This is a genomic window from Bradyrhizobium sp. 191 (assembly GCF_023100985.1).
In the GTDB taxonomy this organism is placed as follows: domain Bacteria; phylum Pseudomonadota; class Alphaproteobacteria; order Rhizobiales; family Xanthobacteraceae; genus Bradyrhizobium; species Bradyrhizobium diversitatis.
On sequence record NZ_CP064692.1, the window covers coordinates 1,835,004 to 1,850,866 of the forward strand.

13 protein-coding genes are annotated in these 15,863 nt (G+C 64.0%); 10 read left to right on the forward strand and 3 right to left on the reverse strand.

Translation table 11 applies throughout. From position 1 onward, the window contains the following. Window positions 1-99 precede the first annotated feature (99 nt). On the forward strand, window positions 100-1,335 hold the full coding sequence (locus tag IVB23_RS08460) for a putative DNA modification/repair radical SAM protein (protein ID WP_247803206.1): 1,236 nt from the start codon (window positions 100-102) through the stop codon (window positions 1,333-1,335). After that, window positions 1,335-2,777 (forward strand): UdgX family uracil-DNA binding protein, encoded by a 1,443-nt coding sequence (locus IVB23_RS08465; protein ID WP_247803207.1) that lies wholly within the window; start codon window positions 1,335-1,337, stop codon window positions 2,775-2,777. The genes IVB23_RS08460 and IVB23_RS08465 overlap by 1 nt, the downstream gene beginning before the upstream one ends. Before the next feature lie 188 nt (window positions 2,778-2,965). On the opposite strand, the gene IVB23_RS08470 is transcribed toward IVB23_RS08465, so the two are convergent. Then, a complete protein-coding gene (locus tag IVB23_RS08470) occupies window positions 2,966-4,138 on the reverse strand; it encodes a M20 aminoacylase family protein (protein ID WP_061878061.1) in 1,173 nt (390 codons plus the stop codon). Between the two features lie 174 nt (window positions 4,139-4,312). On the opposite strand from IVB23_RS08470, the gene IVB23_RS08475 reads away from it, so the two are divergent. The 6 genes from IVB23_RS08475 to IVB23_RS08500 all read left to right on the forward strand — a co-directional run bounded on the left by IVB23_RS08475 (window position 4,313) and on the right by IVB23_RS08500 (window position 9,643). Then, window positions 4,313-5,932 carry a GMC family oxidoreductase N-terminal domain-containing protein gene (locus IVB23_RS08475; RefSeq protein WP_247803208.1) on the forward strand — a complete coding sequence of 540 codons (1,620 nt, stop codon included), beginning with the start codon at window positions 4,313-4,315 and terminating at the stop codon, window positions 5,930-5,932. A gap of 12 nt (window positions 5,933-5,944) precedes the next feature. Beyond that, on the forward strand, window positions 5,945-6,823 hold the full coding sequence (locus IVB23_RS08480) for an alpha/beta hydrolase (protein ID WP_247803209.1): 879 nt from the start codon (window positions 5,945-5,947) through the stop codon (window positions 6,821-6,823). Between the two features lie 103 nt (window positions 6,824-6,926). Then, window positions 6,927-7,871: a metallophosphoesterase gene (locus IVB23_RS08485; protein WP_247803210.1), complete on the forward strand. Its 945-nt coding sequence runs from the start codon at window positions 6,927-6,929 to the stop codon at window positions 7,869-7,871. A 26-nt stretch (window positions 7,872-7,897) separates the two neighbouring features. Further along, on the forward strand, window positions 7,898-8,221 hold the full coding sequence (locus tag IVB23_RS08490; RefSeq protein WP_247803211.1) for a cupredoxin family copper-binding protein: 324 nt from the start codon (window positions 7,898-7,900) through the stop codon (window positions 8,219-8,221). Window positions 8,222-8,330: 109 nt separating this feature from the next. Then, complete coding sequence (locus tag IVB23_RS08495; protein WP_247803212.1) at window positions 8,331-8,879, forward strand: sigma-70 family RNA polymerase sigma factor; 549 nt, start codon at window positions 8,331-8,333, stop codon at window positions 8,877-8,879. After that, window positions 8,876-9,643 (forward strand): anti-sigma factor, encoded by a 768-nt coding sequence (locus IVB23_RS08500; RefSeq protein WP_247803213.1) that lies wholly within the window; start codon window positions 8,876-8,878, stop codon window positions 9,641-9,643. Before IVB23_RS08495 ends, IVB23_RS08500 begins: the two co-directional genes overlap by 4 nt. An 87-nt stretch (window positions 9,644-9,730) precedes the next feature. On the opposite strand, the gene hpnO is transcribed toward IVB23_RS08500, so the two are convergent. Beyond that, window positions 9,731-11,122, reverse strand: coding sequence for an aminobacteriohopanetriol synthase HpnO (hpnO, locus tag IVB23_RS08505; protein WP_028176727.1), 1,392 nt, complete (start codon window positions 11,120-11,122; stop codon window positions 9,731-9,733). A gap of 142 nt (window positions 11,123-11,264) precedes the next feature. Between hpnO and IVB23_RS08510 the strand changes: the two genes are divergently transcribed. Further along, on the forward strand, window positions 11,265-11,918 hold the full coding sequence (locus IVB23_RS08510) for a DUF2147 domain-containing protein (protein WP_247803214.1): 654 nt from the start codon (window positions 11,265-11,267) through the stop codon (window positions 11,916-11,918). Here IVB23_RS08510 and IVB23_RS08515 read toward each other — a convergent pair. After that, a complete protein-coding gene (locus tag IVB23_RS08515; protein WP_197969206.1) occupies window positions 11,886-14,474 on the reverse strand; it encodes an MMPL family transporter in 2,589 nt (862 codons plus the stop codon). The genes IVB23_RS08510 and IVB23_RS08515 overlap by 33 nt on opposite strands. Window positions 14,475-14,929: 455 nt before the next feature. On the opposite strand from IVB23_RS08515, the gene ispH reads away from it, so the two are divergent. Beyond that, window positions 14,930-15,856, forward strand: a complete 927-nt coding sequence (ispH, locus tag IVB23_RS08520; protein WP_061878070.1) for a 4-hydroxy-3-methylbut-2-enyl diphosphate reductase — start codon at window positions 14,930-14,932, stop codon at window positions 15,854-15,856. Window positions 15,857-15,863 lie beyond the last annotated feature (7 nt).

Below are 15,863 nucleotides of genomic sequence, written 5' to 3' on the forward strand. Positions count from 1 at the left end.
TTGTTCATGATATGTTCTAATATAAAGCTAACGGTGCCGGCAGAGTCAATCGAATTAGCGCATCCAAAGATTCATCAGCGGAATCAAAGAGATTGAAACATGGACGTACAACGCAAGCTGGAGATTCTGGCGGATGCCGCCAAATACGACGCATCCTGCGCCTCCAGCGGCACCGAGAAGCGGGATTCCAGCGACGGCAAGGGGATGGGCTCGACCGCGCCCGGCATGGGGATCTGCCATTCCTACGCGCCGGACGGACGCTGCATCTCGCTGCTCAAGGTGCTGCTGACCAACGCCTGCAATTACGATTGCCTCTATTGCGTCAACCGCGCTTCCTCGAACGTCCCACGCGCCCGCTTCACCATCGACGAGGTCGTCAAGCTGACGCTCGACTTCTACCGGCGCAATTACATCGAGGGCCTGTTTCTCTCTTCCGGCATCATCCGCAGCCCCGATTACACGATGGAGCAAGTGGTGAACGTCGCGCGAAAACTGCGCGAGGAGCATCACTTCCGCGGCTACATTCATCTCAAGACGATTCCGGAAGCCGACGACGCGCTGATCGCGGAGGCCGGCAAATATGCCGACCGCCTCTCCATCAACATCGAGATGCCTGAGGAGACCAGCTTGCAGCAATTCGCGCCGGAGAAGGACGTGCGCGCGATCCGCCGCACCATGGGCCGGCTGCGGCTGAAGCTGGACGAGGCCGAGGACAGCCGCAGCGCAAAGAGCAAGGCCAAGCCGCAGCGCTTCGCGCCGGCGGGCCAAAGCACGCAGATGATCGTCGGCGCCGACGCGGCCTCCGATCACACCATTCTCCACACCAGCGCCAATCTCTACGGCGCCTACCGGCTGCGGCGCGTCTATTATTCCGCCTTCAGCCCGATCCCCGACGCGAGCCGCGCACTTCCTCTGCGGGCACCACCGCTGCTGCGCGAGCACCGGCTCTACCAGGCCGACTGGCTGATGCGGTTCTACGGCTTCGATGTCGGCGAGATCGTCGACGACAGCGCGATGCTGCCGCTCGACATCGATCCCAAGCTGGCCTGGGCGCTCCGTCATCGCGACCGCTTTCCGCTCGACGTCAACCGCGCCAGCCGCGAGGAATTGCTGCGCGTGCCGGGCTTCGGCACCAAGGCGGTCGAACGCATCATCGCGACGCGGCGCACCAACACGATCCGTCTTGCCGATCTCGCGCGGCTGCACGTGCCCCGGAACAAGGCGCTGCCGTTCATCGTCCTCAGCGATCACCGACCCTCGCTCCATCGGCTCGACGCTGCCGGGCTGATCGAACGGTTCAAGCCGAAGGCAACGCAACTGGGGTTTGGCTTCTGATGCAGTACATCACCCTCGATACCGAAACCGATTTCGACGGCTGGCGCAAAGCCGCCCGTACGCTCGTTCTACATCATGTGGAGCCGCGTGATATCACCTGGACCGTGCGAGGTGGCGAAGTGGAATTGTTTGCGCCACCCGCGCCGTCTCCGATCCTCGAGGTGAACGACGGCACCTTCAACGTATCAGCAAAATTCGTCGAGCTGGCCAAGGCCGCCATCCTGCACCGCGATGTCGAGCGTTTTGCGATCCTCTATCGCCTACTCTGGCGATTGAGGGACAATCACGACCTCATCGAGGTTGCGACCGATCCTGACGTCGCGCAGGTCACGACCATGGCAAAAGCGGTCTATCGCGACGAGCACAAGATGCATGCCTTCGTCCGCTTCCGCGAGATCGGCCGGGAACGCCAGGCGCATTACGTCGCCTGGTTCGAGCCTGAGCATCATATCGTCGAGCTCGCTGCGCCGTTCTTCGCCAAGCGCTTCGCCGACATGCCCTGGTCGATCCTGACACCGGATCTCTGCGCGCATTGGGATGGCCACGCACTTTCGTTCACATCCGGCGTCAGCAGGAGCGAAGCACCGAGCGAAGATCGGCTGGAAGAAACCTGGCGGCGCTACTACGCCAGCATCTTCAATCCGGCACGGCTCAAGGTGAAGGCGATGCAGGGCGAAATGCCGAAGAAATATTGGAGGAACCTGCCCGAGGCTTCGATCATTAAGCCCTTGATCGAGGACGCCGAGCGCATGACCGGTGCCATGATCGCCAATGCCGCAACCGATCCGCACAAGCCTCAGAAGCGGCCGGAGGCCCCGATGAAACGCAAGCTTGCTGCCGACGATCTCGAAGCGCTCCGCGAAGAGGCCGCGCATTGCCGCGCCTGCCATCTCTACAAGGACGCGACCCAGACCGTGTTCGGCGAAGGCCCGAAGTCCGCCAACATCATGCTGGTCGGCGAACAGCCCGGCGACAAGGAAGACCTCGCCGGCCATCCTTTTGTCGGTCCGGCCGGTCAGATGCTCGACCGTGCGCTGGAGGAAGCCGGCGTCGACCGCAGGAAGGTCTATGTCACCAATGCGGTCAAGCACTTCAAATTCGTGCCGCGTGGAAAAATCCGCCTGCACCAGAAGCCGAACACACCTGAGATCCGAGCCTGCCGGCAATGGTACGAGCGGGAAGTTGCGGCAATCCAGCCCGATCTCATCGTGGCGATGGGCGCGACCGCCGCGCAAAGCGTGTTCGGCAAGATCACCCCGATCGGCAAGAACCGCGGCCGGCTCATTGACCTTCCCGACGGACGCAAAGCACTCGTGACGGTGCATCCGTCCTATCTGCTGCGGCTGCCGGATCCGGAAGCCAAGGTGCTGGAGTATCGGCGCTTTGTCGAGGATTTGAAGATCGCCGCTGCCTTGCAGAAGAAGGCCGCCCGCGCTGCCTGATGTCCCGGCCCTTGCATCGCAGTGCGATGCGGCTAGGGGACGCGCCCGACGACTAGGCGCGTCCCAAGTACCAGGCTGTCATTCCGGGGCGGTCCGCAGGACCGAACCCGGAATCTCGAGATTCCCCGGTGCGCAATTGCGCACCTGAGGTCTGGTCCTTCGGACCATCCCGGAATGACGACGGAGCGTTACGACGCCGCCAGCGATTGCTCGATCAGCTTGACCCAGTAGGACGTGCCGTAGACGATCGCCTCGTCGTTGAAATTGTAGGCGGGGTGATGCAAGCCGGCGCTGTCGCCATTGCCGCAGAAGATGAAGGCGCCGGGCCGTGCTTCCAGCATGTAGGCGAAATCCTCGCCGCCCATCAGCGGCGCCATGTCGTGCACATTGGCTTCGCCCGCGACCTGCTCGGCGACGCGCCGCGCCACTTCGGTCTCCGCCGCATGATTGTTCACGACGGGATAATTGCGCTTGTAGCGCAGGTCGATCTTGGCGCCGGTGATCTGCGCCACGCCTGCGACGACTTCATGCACGCGCTTCTCGACCAGCTTGCGCACCTCCGGCGTCAGCGTGCGGATGGTGCCTCGCAGCGTCGCGGTCTGCGGAATGACGTTGCGGGCGTTGCCGGCGTGGAATTCGCAGATCGAGATCACGGCCGATTCAAGCGGATCGACGCTGCGCGCGACGATCGACTGCAGTGCCGTGATCACCTGCGCACCGACCAGCACGGAATCGACGCATTTGTGCGGACGCGCGGCGTGGCCGCCGACGCCCTCGATCATGATGTCGACCTCGTCGGTCGCTGCCATGATCGGACCCGGGCGGATCGCGAACGAACCGATCGGGATGCCCGGCCCGTTGTGCATGCCGTAGACCTGGTCGATGCCGAAGCGTTCCATCAGGCCGTCCTTGACCATGGCCGCGCCGCCGGCACCGCCCTCCTCGGCCGGCTGGAAGATCACCACGGCATCGCCGGCAAAATTGCGGGTCTCGGCGAGATAGCGGGCGGCCCCCAGCAGCATCGCAGTATGGCCGTCATGGCCGCAGGCGTGCATCTTGCCGGGGATCTTGGAGGCGTAAGGCAGATTGGTCTGCTCCTCGACCGGCAGCGCGTCCATGTCGGCACGCATGCCGATCACCTTGGGCCCCTCGCCGACCGGCTTGTTGCCCTTGATCACTCCGACCACGCCGGTCTGGCCGAGACCGGTCACGACCTCATCGCACCCGAACTCCCGCAGCCGATCCGCGACGAATGCTGCGGTGCGGTGAACGTCGTACAGCAGCTCGGGGTGCTCATGGATGTCCCGCCGCCAGGCCTGGATGTCGGGCTGAAGGTCGGCGACGCGGTTCACGATGGGCATGGAAGGTCTCGAGCTTTGTTGGCAATACAGGACTCTCTACCATGCAAGCGCCGGTCCACCCAACCGGCGGAGGGTCCAGGGTAGCTCTGTTCTCTCGTCATGGCCGGGCTTGTCCCGATCCGCTGCGTCTGCCTATTAGACGAAACGCGAAGTGACCATCCGGGTGGAAACAGAATGCCAAGGCGGCTCGAAGGTGAGTTTGACTACATTGTCGTCGGAGCCGGTACGGCCGGCTGCATCGTCGCCAACCGGCTCTCGGCCGATCCGAACAACCGAGTCCTCATTCTCGAAGCTGGCGGCGACGACAATTGGATCTGGTTCCACATCCCGGTCGGCTATCTCTTCGCGATCGGCAATCCCCGCTCGGACTGGATGTTCAAGACCGAGGCGGAGCCCGGCCTGAACGGACGTTCGCTCGCCTATCCCCGCGGCAAGGTGATCGGCGGTTGCTCGGCGATCAACGCCATGATCTCGATGCGCGGACAGGCCGCCGATTACGATCATTGGCGCCAGCTTGGGCTGACCGGCTGGGGCTATGACGACGTGCTGCCGCTGTTCAAGCGGCTGGAAGATCACTTCCTCGGCGCCAGCGATCATCACGGTGCCGGCGGCGGCTGGCGAATCGAGGCGCCGCGGCTGTCATGGGCCGTTCTCGACGCCGTCGGTGACGCCGCCGAGGAGATGGGCATCAGGCGCATTCCGGATTTCAACACCGGCGACAACGAAGGCACGAGCTATTTCCACGTCAACCAGAAGCGCGGCCGGCGCTGGTCGTCGGCGCGCGGTTTCCTCAAGCCCGCACTGAACCGCCCCAATCTGCGGCTCGAGAAGCATGTGCTGGTCGACCGCCTCATCATCGAGCAAGGCCGCGCCGTCGGCGTCCGCTTCATCCAGAACGGCGAGATCGTCGAGGCGAGCGCGAAACGCGAGGTCATCCTCTCGGCAGGCTCGATCGGCTCGGTGCAGGTGCTGCATCGCTCCGGCATCGGACCGGCCGACTGGCTGTCGCCGCTCGGCATCGACATCGTCATGGACAAGCCCGGTGTGGGACGCAACCTCCAGGACCACCTGCAGCAGCGCGCGATCTACAGGGTCGAGGGCGTCCGCACCCTGAACGAGACCTATTACAATCTCTTCCGCCGCGGCCTGATGGGTCTCGACTACGCCTTCCGCCGACGCGGGCCGCTAACCATGGCGCCGTCGCAGCTCGGCATCTTCACGCGCTCGGACGCGACGCGCGCCCGCGCCAACATCCAGTTTCACGTGCAGCCGCTGTCGCTCGACAAGTTCGGCGATCCCCTGCACCGCTTTCCCGCCATCACCGTCAGCGCCTGCAATCTGCAGCCGACCTCGCGCGGCACCGTTCGCTTGCGCGCGGCGACACCCGATGAGAAGCCGATCATCGCGCCGAACTACCTGTCAACCGACGACGACCGCCAGGTCGCCGCCGACGCCATCCGCACCACGCGACGCCTGATGCAGCAGAAGGCGCTCGCAAAATATCGTCCAAGCGAATATCTGCCCGGGCCGACGGTAGGCGATGACGACGCTTCTCTGGCGAAGGCCGCCGGCGACATCGGCACCACCATTTTCCACCCCGTCGGCACCGCGAAGATGGGGACGGCAAACGATCCGATGGCTGTGGTGGACGAGCGGTTGCGCTTCTACGGCCTCTCGGGCTTACGCATCGTCGATGCCTCGATCATGCCGACGATCACGTCGGGCAATACCAATACGCCGACGGCGATGATCGCCGAGAAGGGCGCGACGATGATCCTGGAGGATGCGAAGTAGCATCCGATCACCATGATCAGTCAGCGCTTTTCAATCGGCCCCACTGATGCACAAATCGCCATGTTGCAATGGGGCGAGAGCGGGAAGCCGCCCGCTCTCCTCGTGCACGGCACCGGTTTCGTCGCCGACGTCTGGGACGAGGTCGCGCGCGAGCTTGCATCGACCTACACGGTCTATGCGCTCGACCGCCGCGGCCATGGTGCGAGCCACAAGCCCCGCGCCTATCATTTCCTCGACTTTGCCGGCGACATCTGTCGGGTGATTGACGCGTTGAAGCTGCGCAACGTCTACGGCATTGGCCACAGCGCGGGCGCGACCGATCTGCTGCTTGCGGCAAAGCTGTTGCCCGGATGTTTCACGCGGCTGTTCGTGATGGAGCCGACCGTCATGGATCCGCGCGCGGCGCTCTCCGGCGGATTGGACGAAGATTCCCTGGCCCGCGTGCAAGGTGCGCTGCGCCGCCAGGCCGAATTCGACAACTCCGATGCCGTCTTCAACCGCTACCGCGCAGCGCCGGCATTTGCGGATTGGACCGACACCTCGCTTCGGGCCTATGTGCGACACGGCTTCGTGACGCTCGACGATGGCAGGGTCCGGCTCTGCTGCATGCCGGAGATCGAGTCGGCAATGCTCCGTCCGATCTATGAGGCGATGGCGCAGGTCTACGTTGGCGATGCCCGCGGCAATCCGTTCGGCTCGCTCGCTGAGATCGATTGCCCGGTCCGCGTCACGACGGCCGCGAAGTCGGGGCCGATCTACCGGGAGATGGCGCGACGCGCGGTGTCGCTCATTCCGCGCGTCAGTACGCTGACGTTTGAGGACGCCGGGCATTGTGTGGCGCAGGAAGTGCCGCAGCGTGTGGTGAAGGCAGTGCGAGAATTTTCAAAGTAAGTCTCCTGCCCCCTCACGAAATCGTCATCGCATCCGGGAATAAGCCTTCCCCTTCCCTGATCACCTCCCCGAAGCCCAATTCCGGGCGACGTGGAGAGGCGCGATGAGCGGACAGGATCACGGGGATGACGGCGTCAGCCGCCGCAAGGTGCTGGAGTGCATGACCTGGGCCGGCACCGGGGTGCTCTGGACCGTCACGGGCGGCGTGCCGCGCTCGCTCGGCATCATCGATTCCGCTGAGGCCGCAACCGCGGCCGCGCCGGGCATGACCTTCCTCCAGATCAGCGACAGCCATGTCGGCTTCGACAAGCCAGCCAATCCCAACGCGCTCGGCACGCTGGAGGAAGCGGTCGGCAAGATCAACGCGATGCCGGCCAAGCCGTCCTTCATGATCCACACCGGCGACATCACGCATCTGTCGAAGGCCGTCGAGTTCGACAATGCCGAGAGGATCATCTCGCAGACCAAGCTCGACGTGCACTACGTGCCCGGCGAACACGATTTCATCGACGAAGAGGTAAAGCTCTATCGCGAACGCTACGGCCGCGGCACCAAGGGTCACGGCTGGTACTCCTTCGACGCCGGCGACGTGCATTTCGTCGGCCTCGTCAACGTCGTCGATCTCAACGCCGGCGGCCTCGGCAATCTCGGCGCCGAGCAGCTTGCCTGGCTGGAGGACGATCTGCGCGGCAAGTCGAAATCGACGCCGATCGTGTTGTTCGCGCACATCCCGCTGTGGACGGTCTACCCGCAATGGGGCTGGGGCACCGAGGATGGCGGCCGCGCGCTGGAATACGTCAAGGGTTTTGGCTCGGTCACCGTGCTGAACGGGCACATCCACCAGGTGATGCAGAAGGTCGAGGGCAACGTCACCTTCCACACCGCGCGCTCGACCGCCTTCCCGCAGCCGGCGCCGGGAGCCGCTCCCTCACCCGGCCCGATGAAGGTCGAGGACGCAAAACTGCGCTCCATGCTCGGCGTCGCCAGCATCAACTTCAAGCAGAACGAGCAGCGGCTGGCGATCATCGACACGCCGCTCCAGGGCTGAATCCAAGATTGAACGGACGCTGACAAATGAAGATGCTCAATCGCCGCGACTTCGGCCTCGCCATGACCGCGGCCATCCTGTCGCCCGTAACAACGGTCCGTGCCGACGACATGGACGTGCATATCGACAATTTCGTCTTCCAGCCGGCCGAGCTCAAGATCAGGACCGGCACCACCGTGACCTGGACCAACCGGGACGACATTCCCCACACCGTAGTCTCGGTCGGCAAGTTCAGATCCAAGACCCTGGACACCAACGACAGGTTCTCGTTCACCTTCACCGATGCGGGCGACTACAAGTACTTTTGTTCGCTGCACCCGCACATGACGGGGATGATCAAGGTTGAGTAACGTCTCCAACCAAGGCATCAACGTCCTGCCCGGCCGGTGGTCCCACGCCGGCCGGGCACGCGCGCCTTCGATCATGACGAAAGAAGAAACAGAGGCAAGGCGAGGAGCGATGCCCGCCACCGACGATGTGCAGAAGGCACAGCGCTTCCGCGAGGCCGCGCTGCCCCATCTCGACGACGTCTACACGCTCGCACGCTACCTGCTGCGCGATGCCTCCGACGCCGAGGACGCGGTGCAGGAGTGCTATCTGCGCGCGCTGAAGCATTTCGACAGCTATCGCGGCCCGGCGATGAAGCCCTGGTTGTTCGCGATCCTGCGCAACGTCTGCAACGCCGAATATGCGCGGCGCGCGCATAGACCGAGCGCGATCGAGGATACGCCCGGCGCCACCGAGCAGACGCCGCTATGGCAGGAAAGCGAGGTGAGCCCTGAAACCGAAGTGCTGCGCAGCCGCGATGCCGGCGCGATCCGCAAGCTGATCGACGCGCTCGCCGAACCGTTCAAGGAAACATTCGTGCTGCGGGAGATCAACAACCTGTCCTATCGTGAGATCGCCGAGGCCGTCGGCGTCCCCGTCGGCACCGTGATGTCCCGCCTCGCTCGCGCCCGCGCCATGCTGCGCGCGGCCTGGACGGCGGAAGAGGAGCAAGCGAAATGACCTGCGACGAAGCAAGGATCCTGCTTCACGCGCTGCTCGACAACGAGCTCGATGCCGGACACGCGCGCGAGGTCGACGCGCATATCGCAAGCTGCTCGGACTGCGCCGCCGAGTTTGCCGCCCAGCGCGAGATGCAGCGCGTGCTCGCAGACGCCAATCTGCGCTACACTGCGCCGGCAAGCCTGCGTGCTCGCATCGAAACCTCGTTACCGCAGGCGCAGCGCCAGCAGCCGACGCGCCGCTCCGTACTGCGCGGCTTTGCGATGGGCTCGGCAGTCTCTGCGCTCGCCGCCTCCGGCGTCGTCGCCGTGGTGCTGCGCCAGGACGACCAGCAACGCATCCTGTCGGAGGTGGTCTCCGCGCATCTGCGCTCGCTCCAGGCCGGCCACCTCACCGACGTGGTCTCGACCGACCAGCATGCCGTGAAGCCTTGGTTCAACGGCAAGCTCGACGTCGCCCCGCCGGTGATCAATCTCACCGCGCAAGGTTTTACGCTGGTCGGCGGCCGGCTCGACTATATCGACGCCCGCGCCATCGGCGCCGTCGTCTACAAGCGCCGGCAGCACGTGATCAATTTGTTCGTGTCGCAAACCTCGAGCACCGAGCACCGGCCGCCGAAGACCCAGACCATGCAAGGCTTCAACTGCCGCCGCTGGGGCGACCGCGGCCTGAACTTCTGGGCCGTCAGCGATATCGGCGCCGACGAGCTCGCCGAATTCGTCGACAAGCTCGAGGCGGCGATGAAGGCGAATGTGGAGGGGTAGGAGGCTCAGTCGTCATTGCGAGCGAAGCGAAGCAATCCAGATCATCTCCGCAGCGGGATACTGGATTGCTAACACCGGTCGGCAAACTTAAGCCGACCGTCGCACCGCGTTGTCCACCAGCGTCTTGCCGAGCGACCAGATCGCGCCGGGGACCTTGTGGCTGCCGGCGATGACGTCGTCGAAGGCGCGCTCGATCCAGCTGCAGTCTTCCTCGGTGATGGTGAGCGGAGGCAACAGCTTGATGGTGTGGCTGCCGTGGCCGGCGACCTGGGTCAGAATCTTGTGATCCTTGAACAGCGGCACGGTGATGAGCTGGCAGAACAGGCCCTTGTTGGCGGTTTCCAGCACGTTCCAGGAGGCGCGCAGGCGCAGCGACTTCGGCGGGCCGAACTCGACGCCGATCATCAGGCCCTTGCCGCGCACTTCCTTCATCAGCTCGTAACCGGGCACCATGCGCGTCAATGCGAGGCGCAGCTCGGCGCCGCGCTTGGCGGCGGATTCGATCAGCTTCTCCGATTCCATCACGTCGAGCGTGGCAATGCCCGCGGCCATGGCGAGGTCGTTCTTGGAGAAGGTGGAGCCGTGCACCACCGCACGGTCCATCTGGTTGAAGATCTTGTCGAAGATGCTCTTGCGCGTCAGCACGGCGCCGACCGGCACGTGGCCGCCCGACAGCGACTTCGACAGCAGCACCATGTCGGGCTCGACGTTCCAGTGCTCGACCGCGAGGAAGCGGCCGGTCCGGCCCATGCCGGTCTGGATCTCGTCGGCGACGAACAGCGTGCCGTATTTCTTGCAGAGCGCGGCCGCGCCGGGCAGGAACTCGTCGGTGGGCATGTTGACGCCCTTGCCCTGGATCGGCTCGACGACGAAGGCCGCAACCTCGCGCGAGGCCAGGGCCTTTTCCAGCGCAGCCAGATCGTTGAACGGGACCGGGGTGCAGCCTGGCAGCAACGGCTCGAATCCGGTACGGAAGTTCGAATCGCCGGTCAGCGACAGCGCGCCATAGGTCAGGCCGTGGTAGCCGTGGGCGCAATAGACGATGCCGGGGCGGCCGGTCGCGCCACGCGCGAATTTGATCGCGGCTTCGACGCATTCCGCACCGGAATTGGCGAAAAACGCCTTGTCGAGATAGGGGACATATTTCAGCAGCCGCTCGGCCAGCACGCCGGCGAGCGTCGAGACGTCGAACTGGACGAGGTTGGGCAGGTCGGCATCGAGCACGCTCTTGAGCGCATCGCGCATGACAGGATGATTGCGCCCGATCGCGAACACGCCAAAGCCGGACAACAGGTCAAGGTAGCGAGCGCCCTCGCGATCGTAAAGGTACTGCCCCTGCCCCTTCTGGAAGCCGACATCGTAGCCGATGGTCTTGAGAACCCGGACGAACTGCTCGTTCAGATACCGGTTATGCAGGGTGCTGCGCTGGGCCTGACGGTCCGCGAATAGCTGAGACATGTCTGGATTTGGGCTGTGCATCCGCTACATACTTCGATTGGAGGCCGTCTCGTCAACTGAAAACGGACCGCTGCTGAAAACGGTCTGTGCGGCCTTTTGCCCTTTTTCGGACCATCTTCGCAAGCACAGCTTTTAGATCATGTTGCACTGCCAAGGAACCATCATGCGTTTAGCCCTTTACACCGGACTAATACTGGCTGGCGGTTACACCTGCCTGACATCCGCGCTCGCTGCAGACCCGACCGGCGACTGGCGGGTGGCCGACAGCGTTGCCAACATTCGTGTCGCCCAATGTTATGGCAGCATGTGGGGCGCGGTCTCCTGGGAAAAGCAGCCCGGCGGGCGCGACGAGAACAATCCGGATGTCTCGAAAAAGAACAGGCCGACGCTGGGTATGGCAACCCTGATCGATATGAAGAAGAAGCCCGGTATCGATCAGTGGGAAGGGCAGGTGTACAATGCCAAGGATGGACAGCTCTACAGCGCGACCATCACGCCGGCCGGTCCCGACCAACTCGAAATCAAGGGCTGCGTGATGGGCTTCCTCTGCGGCGGCGAGACCTGGACCCGGGTCGGCCCGCCAATCCCCTCGAGTCCCGTCAACGCCATGGCCAAGGGCGCGCCGAAATCCGGCGGCGCCGCGCCGCCGAAGGCTCAAGGTGCGCAGGCAGCTCAAGCCACGACAGGCGCCACGGCACCTGCGCCTGCGCCTGCAGCTCCGAAGGCCGCCGGCGCCGCCAAGCCCGGTCAGAAGGGCGCCGCTGACCCCGTCGGCGACATCTGCCTACTCCCTGAGATTGCGGGGTTTGCCCATTAGGGCCGGCTGAAACAGCAGCACGGCGGCAAGCGTGGTCACCAGCGAGAGTGCCAGCAGCTTGCCCATGCTGGATGTGCCGGGATGGCTCGACAGCCACAGGCTGCCGAACGCGGTTGCCGTCGTCAGCGCGCTGAAAAAGATCGCGCGCGTGAGGCTGGTCTGGAGCAGGTTTGTTCTGCCCGAGCGCCACGCCACGACATAATAGATCTTGAAGGCGACACCGACGCCGAGCAGCAGCGGGAATGCAACGATATTGGCGAAGTTCAGCGGCAGGCCGATCAACACGCAGATTTCGAGCGTCACTGCGCCGGCAACCAGAAGCGGCACCAGCGTCATCAGCACGTCGACGAACCGGCGCAGCGTGATCCACAGCAAGAGCCCGATCACGACCAGCGCGTAGATGCCGGCGTGGATGAACGCCTTCACCACGGTGTCGCCGGATTTCAGGATCGAGACCGGTCCCCCGATCGCGGTCGGCTCGGCCGCGAGCACCGCCGCCGCGAATTTGCGCAGCGTGTCGTTGTCGTTGGGATCGCCCTTGGGCAGCGCCTCGACGCGGATGATGCCGTCCTTGCTCTTCCAGGCGTTGACGAGCTCGGGCGGCAGTGACTTCAGGGTGACCGGCCCGGCCTGCATGGCGTTCCTGAGCTGGTCGAACACGATCTTCATCGGCGTGACGAACACGTCCTGCGCCTTGTTGCGCGTGGCCTCGTCGCTATCGGCGAGCTTTTCGAGCGCGTCTGCAAGACGGCGCGAGGCGAGCGCCCCCGGCCCCTTCGCGTCGCCCGCGGTCCGGCGCAGATTGTCGACGGAAGATTTCAGCGACTCGACATTTTCCTGATCCGACGGCGCCGCATCGATCTGATCGGGGTTCAACGCGGGGTTCAGCACCTTGGCGCCTTGCGCGATCAGCTTCAGCTTCGGCGGCTGATCCTGCGGCACGAAACTGTTGAGTGACATCACCCTGAGCACCTCGGGCACTTTCTCGAGCCTCGCCTCAACCTGCCTCGCCTGCTCCTCCGACGTCGTCATCACGTTGATGGCATTGGCGCCGGTGTTGGGATCCTTGCGCAAATCGAGGAAGGTCGCGATCGATTCGGCCTTGGGATTGCGCAGGTTCATCGGGTTGAAGTCGAACTTCATGAAGTAGAGCAGCGGCAGGCCGCCAAGCGCGAGCAGCAGCGTGCCGCCGACGATCAGCACGCGATGCTTCTCCAGGAAGTGATCGAGCGGCGCCAGGAAGGCATAGCCGACGGGCTCCGGCTCGCCGGGCGGGTTCAGAAGCTTGAGCAGCGCCGGCAGCACGGTGATGCTGGACACGAACGCCACCAGCATGCCGACGCCGGCGATCTGCCCGAGTTCCGAGATGCCCTTGTAGTCGGTCGGCATGAAGCAGAGGAAGCCCGCAGCGGTGGCCATCGCCGCGAGCGACAGCGGCACCGCCGAGCGCTTGGCGGCCAGCACCAGCGCACCCGAGAGGTCATTGTGCTTGTAGCGCTCGGAGCGATAGCGGACGCTGTACTGGATGCCGAAATCGACGCCGAGGCCGACGAACAGCACCGCGAACGCGATCGACAGCAGATTGAGCGAGCCGACCATCATCAGGCCGGCCGCGGTCGTGATCGCAAGGCCCACGAAGAGATTGACGAAGACGGCGAAGATGATCTTCGCCGAATGCAGCGCCAGCCACAGGATGAGCAGCACGACGAGAACGGTGCCGATGCCGTTGACGACGGCTCCCTCCTGGACGGTCGCGTATTCCTCATTGGCGATCGGGACCGGGCCGGTCAGGCGCACCCGCGCCTGGTATTTGTTGGGGAAGTCCAGATCGGCCGCGGCTTTCCGGATCGCGTCGGTCGCGTCCTTGCCCGGCTCCAGCGCGTTGTAATCGAGGATGGGCTTGAACTCGATGAAGGCGCGCTTGTCCGAATCCTTCAACGGCTCGTCGCTGACGAGCTCGCGCCAGGAGAAGCTGGCGTTGCCCTTGTTGAGCACGGTCTCGACGGTCTGCGCGATCAGGTTGAACGGCCGCTCGGTGTTGTCGAGCTTGACCTGGCCTCGCTTGACGCCGGCAAGGCCGGTTTCCAGCGCGCCGGTCAGGCCGCGGATCGAGGGATCGCCGGCCATGATCTCGATCAAGGGCGCGGCGGATTCGAGCTGGCCGGTCGTCTTGGCGACTTCTTCCGTCGGCAGGAACAGCAATCCATTCTTTTCGAAGAACTCGCCGCTACCGAGTTGCTGCATCGAGTGGAAGTTGGTCTTGTCGTCCTTCAGCCTTGCATAGAGCGCGTCTGCTGCGGCGCTCGCCATCTCCGGCGTCCGGGCCTCGATCACGGCGAGGATCGTTTCGTTCTGATCGAACGCCTGGTCGAATTGCTGGTCGCGCTTGCGCCAGTCGAGATTCTGGGAAATCAGCGAATTGATGTCGGTGTTGATGGCGAAGTGGCGCGCGGCGTAATAGCCCGCTCCCACCGACAGCAGGAGCCCGAGAAGGACGACGAGGGAGGCAAACCGGGTGCAGGCCCTGACGGTGGCAACGACGACGCTTTGCAGCACTTCTTTTCTTTCTGCGGTTACAGCTTGCCAGAAACGCCCGCTGTTTATCGGAGTTTCCGGGCGAAACCTATTGCTGTTTTGAGTGGTTCCCGCCGCGAGAAGGTTCGAGGTAAACGGCGGGAGACCGAGGCAAAAATCATGCGGGGCGGCCGGTATAGCCGGGGAGTTGAGGCGGGAAAGTGACGAAGGACGATGCACGAATGTCGCGCATTTGCGCCCATCGCATATCCTACCATGATACCTCAACAATCGGACCCGTAGCGGTCCGACCTTTCCTTAATGCCGATTTTTTGACACAAAGTATTGCGCCTCCATGCGCCGGAGCCCCTTCCGGGGGTGGGCGGCTACCGCGTATGCGAACCAATGGTGCGGATATTGCAACTCATTGGTCAGTATCGGGGTGCCGTCGGGGACTTACAAAAGCGGATTGGTGCAACTTGCGTAATGGGCGTCCAATGGAAGTGTATCTGGCGCAACCGCGCGGCTTCTGCGCGGGCGTGGTGCGTGCGATCGAGATCGTGGAACGGGCGCTGGAGAAATACGGCCCCCCGGTCTACGTGCGCCATGAGATCGTGCATAACAAATACGTCGTCGAGAGCCTGAAGAGCAAAGGTGCGATCTTCGTCGAGGAACTCTCCGAGGTTCCGCCGAAGGCGGTGACGGTTTTCAGCGCCCATGGTGTCGCCCGCAGCGTCGAGGAAGAGGCCGCCGCGCGCGATCTTCCGGTGCTCAATGCCACCTGCCCCCTGGTCACGAAGGTTCACAATCAGGGGAAGCGCTACATCGGCAAGGGCCGCACGCTGATCCTGATCGGCCATGCCGGCCACCCCGAGGTCGAGGGCACGATGGGCCAGGTCCCCGGGCCCGTGCAGCTTGTCCAGAGCGTTGAAGAGGTTAAGGCGCTCACGCTGCCGGCGGATACGCCGGTGGCCTACATCACCCAGACCACCCTGTCGGTCGACGACACCAAGGACATCATCGCCGCCCTGCAGGCCCGCTTTACAGACATTCAAGGTCCGGATATCCGGGATATCTGCTATGCGACACAGAACCGCCAATCTGCGGTAAGGGACTTGAGCAAACTGGTCGACGTGATCCTGGTGGTGGGCGCTGCCAACAGCTCGAACTCGAACCGGCTTCGCGAAATCGGCACCGAGGCCGGCGTCGCGAGTTATTTGATTGCCGACGGCAGCGAGCTCAATCCGGAGTGGCTGAAGGATGCCAGGACCGTCGGCATCACGGCCGGCGCCTCGGCGCCCGAGGTACTCGTGGATGACGTGATCGAAGCGATGCGGCGGCTCGGACCGGTCAAGGTCTCGGTGCTGCCGGGCCGCGAGGAGAACATCGAATTTCGGCTTCCGGCCCAATTGGCTGCGAGCTGACCCCACC